This window comes from Paraburkholderia caribensis (assembly GCF_002902945.1).
Lineage (GTDB): Bacteria > Pseudomonadota > Gammaproteobacteria > Burkholderiales > Burkholderiaceae > Paraburkholderia > Paraburkholderia caribensis.
In genome coordinates this window covers 3380161-3394229 of sequence record NZ_CP026101.1, presented here as the reverse complement: position 1 = coordinate 3394229, position 14069 = coordinate 3380161, and the positions used below count along the sequence as shown (strand labels likewise).

9 protein-coding genes, 5 tRNA genes and 3 rRNA genes are annotated in these 14069 nt (G+C 59.2%); 9 read left to right on the top strand and 8 right to left on the bottom strand.

Annotated features, from left to right (window positions below):
• Positions 1–44: 44 nt before the first annotated feature.
• The 8 genes from C2L66_RS15145 to paaA all read right to left on the bottom strand — a co-directional run bounded on the left by C2L66_RS15145 (position 45) and on the right by paaA (position 6443).
• Positions 45–710, bottom strand: coding sequence for a GNAT family N-acetyltransferase (locus tag C2L66_RS15145; protein ID WP_054929179.1), 666 nt, complete (start codon positions 708–710; stop codon positions 45–47).
• Between the two features lie 261 nt (positions 711–971).
• Positions 972–1601: a TetR/AcrR family transcriptional regulator gene (locus C2L66_RS15140; RefSeq protein ID WP_035991658.1), complete on the bottom strand. Its 630-nt coding sequence runs from the start codon at positions 1599–1601 to the stop codon at positions 972–974.
• Between the two features lie 17 nt (positions 1602–1618).
• Positions 1619–2434, bottom strand: coding sequence for a DUF1835 domain-containing protein (locus C2L66_RS15135; RefSeq protein WP_176054934.1), 816 nt, complete (start codon positions 2432–2434; stop codon positions 1619–1621).
• Between the two features lie 191 nt (positions 2435–2625).
• Positions 2626–3714 (bottom strand): 1,2-phenylacetyl-CoA epoxidase subunit PaaE, encoded by a 1089-nt coding sequence (gene paaE, locus C2L66_RS15130; protein WP_054929177.1) that lies wholly within the window; start codon positions 3712–3714, stop codon positions 2626–2628.
• Between the two features lies 1 nt (position 3715).
• Positions 3716–4279, bottom strand: coding sequence for a 1,2-phenylacetyl-CoA epoxidase subunit PaaD (gene paaD / locus C2L66_RS15125; protein WP_060599586.1), 564 nt, complete (start codon positions 4277–4279; stop codon positions 3716–3718).
• 28 nt (positions 4280–4307) lie between these two features.
• Positions 4308–5111 (bottom strand): 1,2-phenylacetyl-CoA epoxidase subunit PaaC, encoded by an 804-nt coding sequence (gene paaC, locus C2L66_RS15120; protein ID WP_060599587.1) that lies wholly within the window; start codon positions 5109–5111, stop codon positions 4308–4310.
• Between the two features lie 9 nt (positions 5112–5120).
• Positions 5121–5405: a 1,2-phenylacetyl-CoA epoxidase subunit PaaB gene (paaB, locus tag C2L66_RS15115; RefSeq protein WP_007733491.1), complete on the bottom strand. Its 285-nt coding sequence runs from the start codon at positions 5403–5405 to the stop codon at positions 5121–5123.
• 39 nt (positions 5406–5444) lie between these two features.
• The gene (gene paaA / locus C2L66_RS15110; protein WP_054929174.1) at positions 5445–6443 is read right to left on the bottom strand and encodes a 1,2-phenylacetyl-CoA epoxidase subunit PaaA; all 999 of its coding nucleotides are present in this window, start codon (positions 6441–6443) and stop codon (positions 5445–5447) included.
• A gap of 160 nt (positions 6444–6603) precedes the next feature.
• Between paaA and C2L66_RS15105 the strand changes: the two genes are divergently transcribed.
• From C2L66_RS15105 to C2L66_RS15065, 9 genes are all read left to right on the top strand, one after another.
• Complete coding sequence (locus tag C2L66_RS15105; protein WP_060599588.1) at positions 6604–7878, top strand: SGNH/GDSL hydrolase family protein; 1275 nt, start codon at positions 6604–6606, stop codon at positions 7876–7878.
• A gap of 462 nt (positions 7879–8340) precedes the next feature.
• Positions 8341–9871, top strand: a 16S ribosomal RNA gene (locus tag C2L66_RS15100).
• 67 nt (positions 9872–9938) lie between these two features.
• Positions 9939–10015, top strand: a tRNA-Ile gene (locus C2L66_RS15095).
• Positions 10016–10066: 51 nt separating this feature from the next.
• Positions 10067–10142 (top strand) — tRNA-Ala (locus tag C2L66_RS15090).
• Between the two features lie 322 nt (positions 10143–10464).
• Positions 10465–13346, top strand: a 23S ribosomal RNA gene (locus tag C2L66_RS15085).
• Positions 13347–13489: 143 nt separating this feature from the next.
• Positions 13490–13603 (top strand): 5S ribosomal RNA (gene rrf / locus C2L66_RS15080).
• Together the 16S, 23S and 5S rRNA genes with 5 tRNA genes alongside form the textbook arrangement of a ribosomal RNA operon.
• 143 nt (positions 13604–13746) lie before the next feature.
• Positions 13747–13832: transfer RNA gene (locus C2L66_RS15075), tRNA-Tyr, on the top strand.
• A 46-nt stretch (positions 13833–13878) separates the two neighbouring features.
• Positions 13879–13952 (top strand) — tRNA-Gly (locus C2L66_RS15070).
• 20 nt (positions 13953–13972) lie between these two features.
• Positions 13973–14047, top strand: a tRNA-Thr gene (locus C2L66_RS15065).
• Positions 14048–14069 lie beyond the last annotated feature (22 nt).

The window sequence follows — 14069 nt, the reverse complement described above, 5'->3', positions numbered from 1 at the left end:
TCCGTGAAGAGCCGCCCTTTCTGGATGTTCCCGTTCGCTGAAGTTTACGCGGCGATCGCGGTCGGAATGAACGATTCGATCAGCTTTGACGTGTTACGCGCCTGGCGCTTGAGCACATAGTCGAACACGGCGGCCTGTTCCTGCAGCATCTCGGAGATGATGCTGTTCTGATCCGCAGGCGCTAGCGTCAGGTAGGCGTCGGCTTCGCCGTACGCGTACTCGATCTTCATGCCAGCCTTCTTGGCGATGTGCATCATTGTCGTGTTGCGCGACAGGCAGTGGATATACAGCGTTGTGACGTGCGTGTTGCGGCTGCGGATGGCGGCGCGCTCGAACAGCTTCGTACCGATTCCCTGGCCGCGCACGCTTTCCGACACCGACACGCCGAATTCAGCGGTGCGCGTGTCGCCCTCAGCGGGCAGATAAGCCAGATGGCCGACGCCGACCAGTTGCAGATGGCGGTCGAACACGCCGAACACGGTATCGCGGCTGAAATCCAGCATGCGAACGTAGTTTTCGATGACGTGGTTCGGCGTGACCTGACCGAAGCGCAGCAGGCGATCGTCTTCGTCGAGTTCGAGGAAGTGAGCGAGCAGACGCTCGCGGTCTTTCTCGCTGAGTTCCCGGATCAGAACAGGCGCGCGGCCAGCGACGTTCAACGAGCGATCGACGACGATCGGCTCGGCGGCGCGGACAGTTTGCAGATTCATGGTGGGTTCTCCTTTAGCTATGCGGCATGACGCGCCGCAATAAGCATTCTAATGGAAAACCCGAGGTCTTACTGGGGAAAACCCTGAGATAACCCGAGTGCGGCATCTAAAATTATGCTCGGCTTTGCTTATGTTATTGATTTTTAAGAAAAATATTTTAAATGGCTACGTGCTTGGACTGCGTCGTGTTGTCACAACGACGGCACGGTTATTGCTGCACAACAGCATCCGCACGGGGCCCTGCGAGCGGCGGCGCGGATCTCAGCGACCGCCAGCGTCCCCATCCGATGCACTTGCGGCCAGCCCGTGATCCACCATCGCGACCACCTGTTCCGCGAATTCCCGATAACCCATCCGGCCGCCCGGCTTGAGCCAGGTGAACGTCCAGTTGATCATGCCGAAGACCATCATCGTGAGGGCCGTCTGGTTTTCGCGCGCCACGCGTTCGGGGTACGCGCGCGCCAATTGCCGGGCGAACGCGGCGACCACGTCGCGCTGGCGGTTCAGGATGATCTCCCGCTGCGACTCGACCAGATATTTGACGTCGTTCAACAGCGCGACGTGCCGGCTGTGCGACGTCTCGTACTCGGAAAGGAACGCGCGGATCAGCTCGGCGAAGGTTTCGCGTTCAGTGAGTCCGCGCCGCTGGCTCGCGCCTTCGACCTCGGCGATGATCAGCATCAGTCGCTTCGTGTAGCGGTCGAGCAGGTCGAAAAGAATCGCTTCCTTGCTCTCGTAATAGTGATAGAGGCGCGCCTTGGACGTGCCGCTCGCCGCAGCCAGATCGGCCATCGACGTGCTGGGATAGCTCGTTTGAGCGAATTTCTCAGCGGCCAGATCGAGGATCTGGTCGCGCTGGCTTTCATGGTCTGGGGCTCGTGTACGGGCCATGATTGTTCTGTTTGGTCTTATACGGGAGAAAGGGTGGTGCGCGTGACGTGCATTTCGAGCGAACGCCAGTTATCCGCGTCGCTGCGCAACTGCAACTGGCCCGCGACCGCGAGCTCGCGCATCCGCCACAGCACGAGCTTGTCGCTGACCAGCAAGCCGCTGTGCGCCGCCATCACGCAAGCCGCGACGCGCCCGGCGGCCTGCCAGCCGTCGACGGCGTATTGGAGGACCAGCGCGTCCAGTTCGGCGAACGTGCCGGTCGTCAAGGTCTCGTCGTGCCAGCGGCGCAGTTCGGCATCGACGAGTTTCACTTCCTGCCATTCGAGCGCGAGCCTGCCGATGCGCAGCACCGAAACAGGCGCGGCCTCGGGCAGGTGCTTTTGCAACAGATCGGGGGCGAACATGCCGACTGACGTCGCGCGATCGGAACGGCGGAGCGGGGCGCTTGCGTCGCCCGTCAGGTCGTCGATCGACAGGCGCACTTCGTTGAGCCGCTGCGGCAACTCGCGCAGATGGAAGCACACGCGGCGCAGCGTCAGCTGATCGGCGGCGCTCTGACCGTGCCAGACGACCACATGCGCCGTACCGTCGACCACCGCTTTCAGCTCCTTCGCCTGCTGTTCCAGCTCGGCGAGGAAATCGCGGGTGGTGTCGCCGGTCACGCCTCGCCAGAAGTCGGCGCGTATCTGCGGCGCTTCGTCGATGCCATGCAGCGGACCAACGGCCAGATCGTCGCGCAGGGCCAGCACGATGTCTGCGCGGCGCGCCTGATCGAGCGCCTCGCGTAGAGAATCGGCGGCGACGTCGCCATTGGTGATGTGGATCGTGCTCATGGTCATTGACGGGCGGTTCGTGCGCCCTTTGAGCGCAGCTCGGTCGCGCAGGTTGGTCAAGTAACGGAAAAGGCCGCTCGTCCAGGGAATGCGTTTCCCATGACGAGCGGCCCCTAGTGTAAGCGGATCGCGTGTGTGCCGAAAGCGACGATGCGCACGTACGGTGCATGGCGCACTGCGCCATGCGGACATCAGCGTTCGTCGTAGCTAACCACGACCTTGTCGCTGACGGGATGGCACTGACAGGTCAGCACGTAGCCGTCGCGGATTTCGTGTTCCTCCAGCGTGTAGTTCTTTTCCATCTTCACTTCGCCTTCGAGCACCTTCGCGCGGCAGGTGCAGCAGACGCCGCCCTTGCACGCATACGGCAGCGCGAGTCCGGCGCGCAGCCCCACGTCGAGCACGCTCAAACCCTGATACGGCAACTTCAGCTTGCGTTTCTTGCCGTCGAGGACGATTTCGAGGTCGGCGGTCGGCGTATCGTCGGTGATTTCCGCGACGGGCACCCCGGCTTGCGGCAGCGGCGTGCCGAAACGCTCGACGTGCACCTTCGCCTGCGGCACGCCCGCTGCCTTCAGCGCCGCTTCGGCGGCATCCATCATCGGCCCGGGGCCGCAGATGAAGGCTTCGTCGATCGAGTCCGCAGGCACCAAGGTCTGGAGGAACGACTCGCACTTCGCCTGGTCGAGCACGCCGTTGAACAGCTCGACGTCCTGGATATCGTCGGACAGCACGTGATACAACACGAAGCGGTTCATGAACCGGTTCTTCAGATCCTCGAGCTCTTCGGCGAACATGATCTGATCGACGCTGCGGTTGCCGTAGATCAGCGTGAACGTGCTGCGCGGCTCGATTTCGAGTGTTGTCTTGACGATGGCCAGCACGGGCGTGATACCGGAACCGCCCGAGAACGCGACGTACTGCTTGCCGTGATCGGCGTTCAGGTGCGTGAAGAAGCGCCCGTCCGGGGTCATCACGTCGAGCATATGGCCGGGTTGCAGCGTATCGAACGCGAAGTTCGAAAAGCGGCCGCCGCGCACGCGCTTGATGCCGATGCGCAACTCGCCGTCGCGGTCGTAATCGGTGACGCCCACGCAGATCGAATACGAACGGCGCGTTTCCTCACCGTCGATATGCGTCTTCAGCGTGACGAACTGGCCCTGCGTGAAGCGATACTGCTCGCGCAGTTCGGCGGGGACTTCGAAGGCGACGGAGACCGCATCGGCGGTTTCGGGCCGCACTTCCCGGATGCGCAGCGGATGAAATTGCGGGGTGGCCATATCAGTACGGTTTGAAATAGTCGAAGGGTTCGCGGCAGTCGATACAGCGGTACAGCGCCTTACAGGCTGTCGAGCCGAATTGCGCGAGGCGCTCGGTGTGCTTCGAGCCGCAGCGCGGGCAGGCGGGCGCGGGCAGCGAGCGGGGAACGAAGCGGATCACTTTTTCTTTCGATCCACCGTTCGCACTGGCGTCGCCGCTGCCGCAGTTGCCCGTCGGCGGTGCGATGCCGTAGGCGCGCAGTTTGTCGCGGGCGTCGTCGGTGATCCAGTCGGTGGTCCAGGCGGGCGCGAGTACGGTTTCGACGCGATACGGCGCGAAACCCGCTGCGTCGAGCGCATGGCCGATGTCTTCCGCAATTTGCGACATCGCCGGGCAGCCCGAGTAAGTCGGCGTGATGACGACTTCGAGCGCGCCGTCGGCGGCGCGGCGCACGTCGCGCAAAATGCCCAGTTCGCGAATCGACACGACGGGGATTTCCGGGTCGGGCACGGCTTCGAGCACGGCCCACGCCTGGGCGAGCGCGTGATCCGGGGCCACGGCGGCGATTTGAGCAGTCGACGTCATCGTTGGACTCACCTGTTGGATCGACGGATTACCAGCTTGCGCCCGGATGCTGGCGCGCGAGGCTTTGCATTTCGGCAAGCAGGAAGCCCATGTGCTCCGAATGCTCGCCGTGCTTACCCGTCGTGATGTGCTTGACGGGTTCGGGCAGCTTCAGCGTCGCTTCGTCGAGCGCGGCGCGCACGTCTTCGAGCCACAGCGCTTCCAGTTCGGACGTCTTCGGACCGATACCGGCAGCGGCGATCGCGTCTTCCGTCGCGTCCGCGCTGAAGAATTCACGCGTGTACGGCATCAGATAATCGAGCGCAGCCTGTGCACGGCGATGCGATTCGTCCGTGCCGTCGCCGAAACGCACGAGCCACTCGTGCGAGTGATGCACGTGGTACTGCGTTTCCTTGATCGACTTGGCGGCAATGGCGGCTAACTGGTCATCCGACGAACCCGTCAAAGCCGACCACACGTGCAGCATCAGCGTCGAGTACAGGAAGTTGCGCACGATCGTGACCGCGTAATCCTTGTCGGCGCGCGCCGTGCCGGCGAGAGGCCCGACATGCGGCAGCTCGGCCAGCGTGTAGTTCGCGAATTCGCGCTCGACCCGGAAGAACGCGTAGTCGTCTTCCGTGCGGCTTTTGCCCGTCAGCGTTTTTTCGAGATCGGCGGCGTGCGTGTACAGCAGGCGTGCCTGGCCGACCAGGTCGAGGCTCATGTTCGACAGCGCGATGTCTTCTTCGAGAATCGGTCCGTGTCCGCACCATTCCGCATTGCGCTGACCGAGGATCAGCGCGGTGTCGGCGAGGCGCAGCACGTAGGCAAGGTGTTGAGGCGTAGTGGTCATGACGCGCGCTTACATGTGGTTGACTTCGTCGGGCAACTGATAGAACGTCGGGTGGCGATAGATCTTGTCCGCCGCCGGTTCGAACAGTTCTGCCTTGTCGTCAGGCGCCGATGCCGTGATCGCCGACGACGGCACCACCCAGATGCTCACGCCTTCCTGCCGGCGGGTGTAGACATCGCGCGCCATGCGCAGCGCCATCGACGCGTCCGAGGCATGCAGGCTGCCGCAATGCTTGTGGTCGAGTCCCTGCTTGCTGCGCACGAAGACTTCCCAGATCGGCCATTCCTTGTTCATCGCTATCTCCTACCAGTCCTTCCAGATTTGGGGCGCCACTCAGGCGGCGTGTTGCTGCGCGCGCTGGCGCTGTTTTTCGGCATGGGCGAGGGCGGCTTCGCGGACCCAGGCGCCGTCGTTGTGCGCCTTTACGCGCGTGGCGAGGCGTTCCTTGTTGCAGGGGCCGTCGCCGTTGACGACACGCCAGAATTCATCCCAGTCGAGGTCGCTGTAGTCGTAGTGGGCGCGTTCTTCGTTCCACTTCAGCTTCGGGTCCGGCAGCGTCACGCCCAGCACTTTCGCCTGCTCGACGGTCGCGTCGACGAATTTCTGACGCAGGTCGTCGTTCGTGATGCGCTTGATGCCCCACTTCGCCGACTGGTTGCTGTGGACGGAATCCTTGTCGCTCGGGCCGAACATCATCAGCACCGGATACCACCAGCGGTTCACGGCTTGCTGGACCAGCTCGCGCTGGGCGTCGGTGCCTTTCATCATCGCGATCAGCGCATCGAAGCCCTGACGTTGATGGAACGACTCTTCCTTGCAGATACGGATCATCGCGCGCGCATACGGCCCGTACGTGCAGCGGCACAGCGGAATCTGGTTCATGATCGCCGCGCCGTCGACCAGCCAGCCGATCACGCCGACGTCCGCCCAGGTCGGTGTCGGATAGTTGAAGATGCTCGAGTACTTCGCCTTGCCGGAGTGCAGCCCGTCGATCATCTGGTCGCGCGACACGCCGAGCGTCTCAGCCGCGCTGTAGAGATAGAGACCGTGGCCGCCTTCGTCCTGCACCTTTGCCAGCAGGATCGCCTTGCGCTTCAGGCTAGGCGCGCGCGTGATCCAGTTCCCTTCCGGCAACATGCCGACGATTTCCGAGTGCGCGTGCTGTGAGATTTGACGCACCAGCGTCTTGCGGTACGCGTCGGGCATCCAGTCTTGCGGTTCGATCTTGCCGTCGGCGGCCATGACTGCATCGAAACGCGCCTGCTCGGGCGAACTGGCAGCCGTGTCGAGCGGGGCGACGTTGCCCGGGATGTCGAGGGATTGCGTGTACATGTCGAACGCTCTCGTCATGAGTAAGGGTGTGTTCGGCAGTATAAACCAACCGTCCGGTCGGTTAATAAATTTTTCAAGATGAACCGGTAGGGGTTTGCACTATGCAATCGTGCACAATGGGCGACTCGCGTTCTCAACCATTTTTCACCGATCAGTCGCAATGACCATTCGTTCTCTCGCCGTCGTGTGTGGCGCGGTTCTGTCTTCCTTTCTGCTGGCGTCGGCTCCCGTGGCCGCTGCCGATAGCCCGTCGCCCTGGGTGACCGCGTGGGCGACCGCGCTCCAGCCGATTCCGCAAATATCCAATCCGCCGCCGTTGTACCGGGCGCCTGACGTCGCGGGGCGGACGCTTCGGCAGATCGTGTATCCGACGCTGTCGGGTGAGGTCGCGCGCATCCATATAAGTAATGCGTATGGGAAAGCGCCGCTCGTCATAGAGGATCTGCGGATCGCGCGGTCGGGTGGCGGCGCGCGCGCGACCGTTCAGGCCGGGACAGAGGCGCGGGTGACTTTCGGCGGAAAGCCGATGGTTAGCGTGCCGCCGGGCGGAGAGGTCGATAGCGACCCCGTTCGTGTCGGGATTTCCGCCGGCGTGCCGTACGCAGTCAGCAGTTATATGGGGCGCGAGCAAAAGTTGATCGCGTGGCATCGCGTGTCGAGCCAGGTCAACTATCTGTCGATGCCGGGCAACCATGCCGGCGACGCGTCCGCCGATGCTTACCGGCAGCGGATCACCCAGTTCGCGTGGGTCACGGGCGTGCAGGTCGAGGCCCCATCGTCGACGACGATTGCGGCGATTGGCGATTCGATCACAGACGGAATGCGCTCGAGCCTGAACGAGAACCGGCGCTGGCCTGACGCGCTGGCGCACAGGGTGGCGCAGAGCGGCGACCGGTCGGTGGCGGTCGTGAATCTGGGAATCAGTGGAAACCGGCTGTTGACGGATTCCCCCTGCTACGGTGACGCGCTCGCGTCGCGCTTCGGGCGAGACGTGCTGGCTCAGCCGGGCGTGAAGACGGTGATCCTGCTGATCGGTATCAATGACATCAACTTCGCAGCGATGCCGGCGCATGGCGGCCTGGATTGCGATGCGCCGCATACGCAAGTGACCGTGGATAGCCTGATCGCGGGATACAAGCGCGTGATTGCGGCGGCGCACGCTCGTGGGGTGCGGATTTTCGGCGCCACCTTGACGCCGGCGGCGCTGCCGCCGCAGCGCGAGGCGATTCGCACGGAGGTGAATCAATGGATCCGGACAGGCCATGCGTTCGACGGCGTCGTGGATTTCGACGCCGCGCTTCGCGACCCGGCCGATGCGACGCGCTTGCGCCGCGCGTTCGACAGTGGGGACCAGATCCATCCCAGCGACGCAGGCTATTCAGCGATGGCGGATGCGATCCCGCTGCAGCCGGTGGTGAACGCTGCGAAGAAATGACCGCTGAAAAAACTTTGCATCCCACCCTTGTCACGTGGCGCGGGATGGCCTAAGATTCGCGTCCTCGTTGAGCAGCAGTCAGTTGGATGCGACACAACGGGGCCGCGGCAGAGACGGCGCGGTCGTGAAGTCAGCAAGGTTTTTCAGGCGATGCTAAAAAAACCGGTTGACGAAACGAAAAAGGTTCTTCATAATCTCGTTTCTCTGCTGCTGACGCAGCAACGTGGTGAAAGCAAGGCGCTTCCCGCGAATGTTCTTTAACAATCAACAGCCGATAAGTGTGGGCGCTCGATGACGAGGCGCGCGGTGATCTTCGGGTCACTGATAGCGAAAGTAATCGAGTCTCACACGGAAGAAATTGAGGAAGGTTTGACTGGGTTGAAAGACCCAGCGCAGATCTTTCGTCAGTGATTTTGAGTGAGCGACCGGTTTCTGACGAAACCGAAAAACAGTAACAGGTTTGAACTGAAGAGTTTGATCCTGGCTCAGATTGAACGCTGGCGGCATGCCTTACACATGCAAGTCGGACGGCAGCGCGGGGGCAACCCTGGCGGCGAGTGGCGAACGGGTGAGTAATACATCGGAACGTGTCCTGGAGTGGGGGATAGCCCGGCGAAAGCCGGATTAATACCGCATACGCTCTGTGGAGGAAAGCGGGGGATCTTCGGACCTCGCGCTCAAGGGGCGGCCGATGGCAGATTAGCTAGTTGGTGGGGTAAAGGCCTACCAAGGCGACGATCTGTAGCTGGTCTGAGAGGACGACCAGCCACACTGGGACTGAGACACGGCCCAGACTCCTACGGGAGGCAGCAGTGGGGAATTTTGGACAATGGGGGCAACCCTGATCCAGCAATGCCGCGTGTGTGAAGAAGGCCTTCGGGTTGTAAAGCACTTTTGTCCGGAAAGAAAACCGCTTCTCTAATACAGGGGCGGGATGACGGTACCGGAAGAATAAGCACCGGCTAACTACGTGCCAGCAGCCGCGGTAATACGTAGGGTGCAAGCGTTAATCGGAATTACTGGGCGTAAAGCGTGCGCAGGCGGTTCGCTAAGACCGATGTGAAATCCCCGGGCTTAACCTGGGAACTGCATTGGTGACTGGCGGGCTAGAGTATGGCAGAGGGGGGTAGAATTCCACGTGTAGCAGTGAAATGCGTAGAGATGTGGAGGAATACCGATGGCGAAGGCAGCCCCCTGGGCCAATACTGACGCTCATGCACGAAAGCGTGGGGAGCAAACAGGATTAGATACCCTGGTAGTCCACGCCCTAAACGATGTCAACTAGTTGTCGGGTCTTCATTGACTTGGTAACGAAGCTAACGCGTGAAGTTGACCGCCTGGGGAGTACGGTCGCAAGATTAAAACTCAAAGGAATTGACGGGGACCCGCACAAGCGGTGGATGATGTGGATTAATTCGATGCAACGCGAAAAACCTTACCTACCCTTGACATGTACGGAACCTTGCTGAGAGGTGAGGGTGCCCGAAAGGGAGCCGTAACACAGGTGCTGCATGGCTGTCGTCAGCTCGTGTCGTGAGATGTTGGGTTAAGTCCCGCAACGAGCGCAACCCTTGTCCCTAGTTGCTACGCAAGAGCACTCTAGGGAGACTGCCGGTGACAAACCGGAGGAAGGTGGGGATGACGTCAAGTCCTCATGGCCCTTATGGGTAGGGCTTCACACGTCATACAATGGTCGGAACAGAGGGTTGCCAAGCCGCGAGGTGGAGCCAATCCCAGAAAACCGATCGTAGTCCGGATCGCAGTCTGCAACTCGACTGCGTGAAGCTGGAATCGCTAGTAATCGCGGATCAGCATGCCGCGGTGAATACGTTCCCGGGTCTTGTACACACCGCCCGTCACACCATGGGAGTGGGTTTTACCAGAAGTGGCTAGTCTAACCGCAAGGAGGACGGTCACCACGGTAGGATTCATGACTGGGGTGAAGTCGTAACAAGGTAGCCGTATCGGAAGGTGCGGCTGGATCACCTCCTTTCCAGAGCTTTAGCGTTTCACAAGTTGAGCGCTCACACTTGTCGGCTGTTAATTGAAGACAGGCTCAGGGGTCTGTAGCTCAGTCGGTTAGAGCACCGTCTTGATAAGGCGGGGGTCGATGGTTCGAATCCATCCAGACCCACCAGCGTCTTGTCTGCGGTGGCTGATCGCAAAACCCCCTGTGTACTGTATGACTGGGGGATTAGCTCAGCTGGGAGAGCACCTGCTTTGCAAGCAGGGGGTCGTCGGTTCGATCCCGTCATCCTCCACCAATTCCCAATGTTGGTTTCATTGGCGCGAGCGTCGAAAGATGCTGGCGGTTCAGTGTGACAAACATTGGCAATTGAGCCAGTCAGATGCGGTATTGCAGTTAGATATCGGCTGTCGTTCTTTAACAATCAGGAAGAAGTAGTAAAGAGATTCACGAAAGCGTGCTTAGAGATGGGCGCGCGAGTAGGTGAATCAGGGTTGTGATTGTATCAATGTATTTTTTGAGTTCATCGAAAGACGAACCTGGAATACGGCACAACGCGAATACTCAGCCTGTAGCGAGTGAGTCTGGCGTGGCAACACGACGAGACACACCCGTTATAGGGTCAAGCGAACAAGTGCATGTGGTGGATGCCTTGGCGATCACAGGCGATGAAGGACGCGGTAGCCTGCGAAAAGCGGTGGGGAGCTGGCAAACGAGCTTTGATCCACCGATATCCGAATGGGGAAACCCACTCCTTATGGAGTATCCATGGCTGAATACATAGGCCATGTGAAGCGAACGCGGTGAACTGAAACATCTAAGTAACCGCAGGAACAGAAATCAACCGAGATTCCCAAAGTAGTGGCGAGCGAAATGGGACCAGCCTGTACTCTTTATCTTCGTTGTTAGCCAAACGCTCTGGAAAGTGCGGCCATAGTGGGTGATAGCCCCGTAGGCGAAAACAGCGAGGAAGAACTAGGTGTACGACAAGTAGGGCGGGACACGTGAAATCCTGTCTGAAGATGGGGGGACCATCCTCCAAGGCTAAATACTCGTGATCGACCGATAGTGAACCAGTACCGTGAGGGAAAGGCGAAAAGAACCCCGGGAGGGGAGTGAAACAGATCCTGAAACCGCATGCATACAAACAGTCGGAGCCTCGCAAGGGGTGACGGCGTACCTTTTGTATAATGGGTCAGCGACTTACATTCAGTGGCGAGCTTAACCGATTAGGGCAGGCGTAGCGAAAGCGAGTCCGAACAGGGCGATTCAGTCGCTGGGTGTAGACCCGAAACCAGGTGATCTATCCATGGCCAGGATGAAGGTGCGGTAACACGTACTGGAGGTCCGAACCCACTAACGTTGAAAAGTTAGGGGATGAGCTGTGGATAGGGGTGAAAGGCTAAACAAACCTGGAAATAGCTGGTTCTCTCCGAAAACTATTTAGGTAGTGCCTCGTGTATCACCTTCGGGGGTAGAGCACTGTCATGGTTGAAGGGTCCATTGCGGATTACTTCGCCATAGCAAACTCCGAATACCGAAGAGTGCAATCACGGGAGACAGACATCGGGTGCTAACGTCCGGTGTCAAGAGGGAAACAACCCAGACCGCCAGCTAAGGTCCCCAAATATGACTAAGTGGGAAACGAAGTGGGAAGGCTAAAACAGTCAGGAGGTTGGCTTAGAAGCAGCCACCCTTTAAAGAAAGCGTAATAGCTCACTGATCGAGTCGTCCTGCGCGGAAGATGTAACGGGGCTAAGTCATATACCGAAGCTGCGGATGCGTGCTTTGCACGCATGGTAGGAGAGCGTTCCGTAAGCCTGCGAAGGTGCGTTGAAAAGCGTGCTGGAGGTATCGGAAGTGCGAATGCTGACATGAGTAGCGATAAAGGGGGTGAAAGGCCCCCTCGCCGTAAGCCCAAGGTTTCCTACGCAACGTTCATCGGCGTAGGGTGAGTCGGCCCCTAAGGCGAGGCAGAAATGCGTAGCTGATGGGAAGCAGGTCAATATTCCTGCACCAGTGTGAAATGCGATGGGGGGACGGATCGCGGAAGGTTGTCCGGGTGTTGGAAGTCCCGGTCGCTGCGTTGGAGAAGGTGCTCTGGCAAATCCGGGCACGGAATTCAAGGGCGTGGCGCGAGCTTCTTCGGAAGCGAAGCAATCGGAAGGGGTTCCAGGAAAAGCCTCTAAGCTTCAGTTTCACATTGACCGTACCGCAAACCGACACAGGTGGGCGAGATGAGTATTCTAAGGCGCTTGAGAGAACTCGGGAGAAGGAACTCGGCAAATTGGTACCGTAACTTCGGGATAAGGTACGCCCCTGTAGCTTGACGCCCCTGCGGGCGGAGGGTGAAGGGGTTGCAATAAACTGGTGGCTGCGACTGTTTAATAAAAACACAGCACTCTGCAAACACGAAAGTGGACGTATAGGGTGTGACGCCTGCCCGGTGCCGGAAGATTAAATGATGGGGTGCAAGCTCTTGATTGAAGTCCCGGTAAACGGCGGCCGTAACTATAACGGTCCTAAGGTAGCGAAATTCCTTGTCGGGTAAGTTCCGACCTGCACGAATGGCGTAACGATGGCCACACTGTCTCCTCCCGAGACTCAGCGAAGTTGAAGTGTTTGTGATGATGCAATCTCCCCGCGGCTAGACGGAAAGACCCCATGAACCTTTACTGTAGCTTTGCATTGGACTTTGAACCGATCTGTGTAGGATAGGTGGGAGGCTATGAAGCTGGAACGCTAGTTTCAGTGGAGCCGTCCTTGAAATACCACCCTGGTTTGTTTGAGGTTCTAACCTTGGCCCGTGATCCGGGTCGGGGACAGTGCATGGTGGGCAGTTTGACTGGGGCGGTCTCCTCCCAAAGTGTAACGGAGGAGTACGAAGGTACGCTAGGTACGGTCGGAAATCGTGCTGATAGTGCAATGGCATAAGCGTGCTTAACTGCGAGACCGACAAGTCGAGCAGGTGCGAAAGCAGGTCATAGTGATCCGGTGGTTCTGTATGGAAGGGCCATCGCTCAACGGATAAAAGGTACTCTGGGGATAACAGGCTGATACCGCCCAAGAGTTCATATCGACGGCGGTGTTTGGCACCTCGATGTCGGCTCATCTCATCCTGGGGCTGTAGCCGGTCCCAAGGGTATGGCTGTTCGCCATTTAAAGAGGTACGTGAGCTGGGTTTAAAACGTCGTGAGACAGTTTGGTCCCTATCTGCCGTGGGCGCTGGATATTTGAAGGGGGCTGCTCCTAGTACGAGAGGACCGGAGTGGACGAACCTCTGGTGTACCGGTTGTCACGCCAGTGGCATCGCCGGGTAGCTATGTTCGGAAGAGATAACCGCTGAAAGCATCTAAGCGGGAAACTCGCCTTGAGATGAGATATCCCCGGGGCTTCGAGCCCCTTGAAGGGTCGTTCAAGACCAGGACGTTGATAGGTCAGGTGTGGAAGCGCAGTAATGCGTTAAGCTAACTGATACTAATTGCCCGTAAGGCTTGATCCTATAACCGGTGTGTTTTACGCATCAGGTTGAGATCGGTGTTGTGCCAGAAACAACACAACCCATACCCTCTTTACGCTTCTTCCCGATTGGCTGTGGCGCGACCAGGTTACCCAACCTCCAGCGCGACGCAGCAACCCGTCATGCCTGATGACCATAGCGAGTCGGTACCACCCCTTCCCATCCCGAACAGGACCGTGAAACGACTCCACGCCGATGATAGTGCGGATTGCCCGTGTGAAAGTAGGTAATCGTCAGGCTCCTTACCCAAGACAAGACCCCGCCCTCAAAAGCGGGGTCTTGGCGTTTCTGGCTCTACTATAAGTGAGAGCCTATGGGTTTCGAGCGGTCAAGAGCCACTTGACAAGATGTAATCGCTCCCCCATAATCATCAGTTCTCTGCGGAGGGGTGCCCGAGTGGCTAAAGGGGGCAGACTGTAAATCTGTTGGCTTACGCCTACGTTGGTTCGAATCCAACCTCCTCCACCAGATTTCAAAGTGCTGTAACGCAGTTGTTGGGAATCGATAGATCCTTGCGGGTGTAGCTCAATGGTAGAGCAGAAGCCTTCCAAGCTTACGACGAGGGTTCGATTCCCTTCACCCGCTCCAGCAAGCAAAGTAGATGTAGCGCCCATGTGGCTCAGTGGTAGAGCACTCCCTTGGTAAGGGAGAGGTCGGCAGTTCGATCCTGCCCATGGGCACCAGCTGGTACCAAAGTGATTGTTT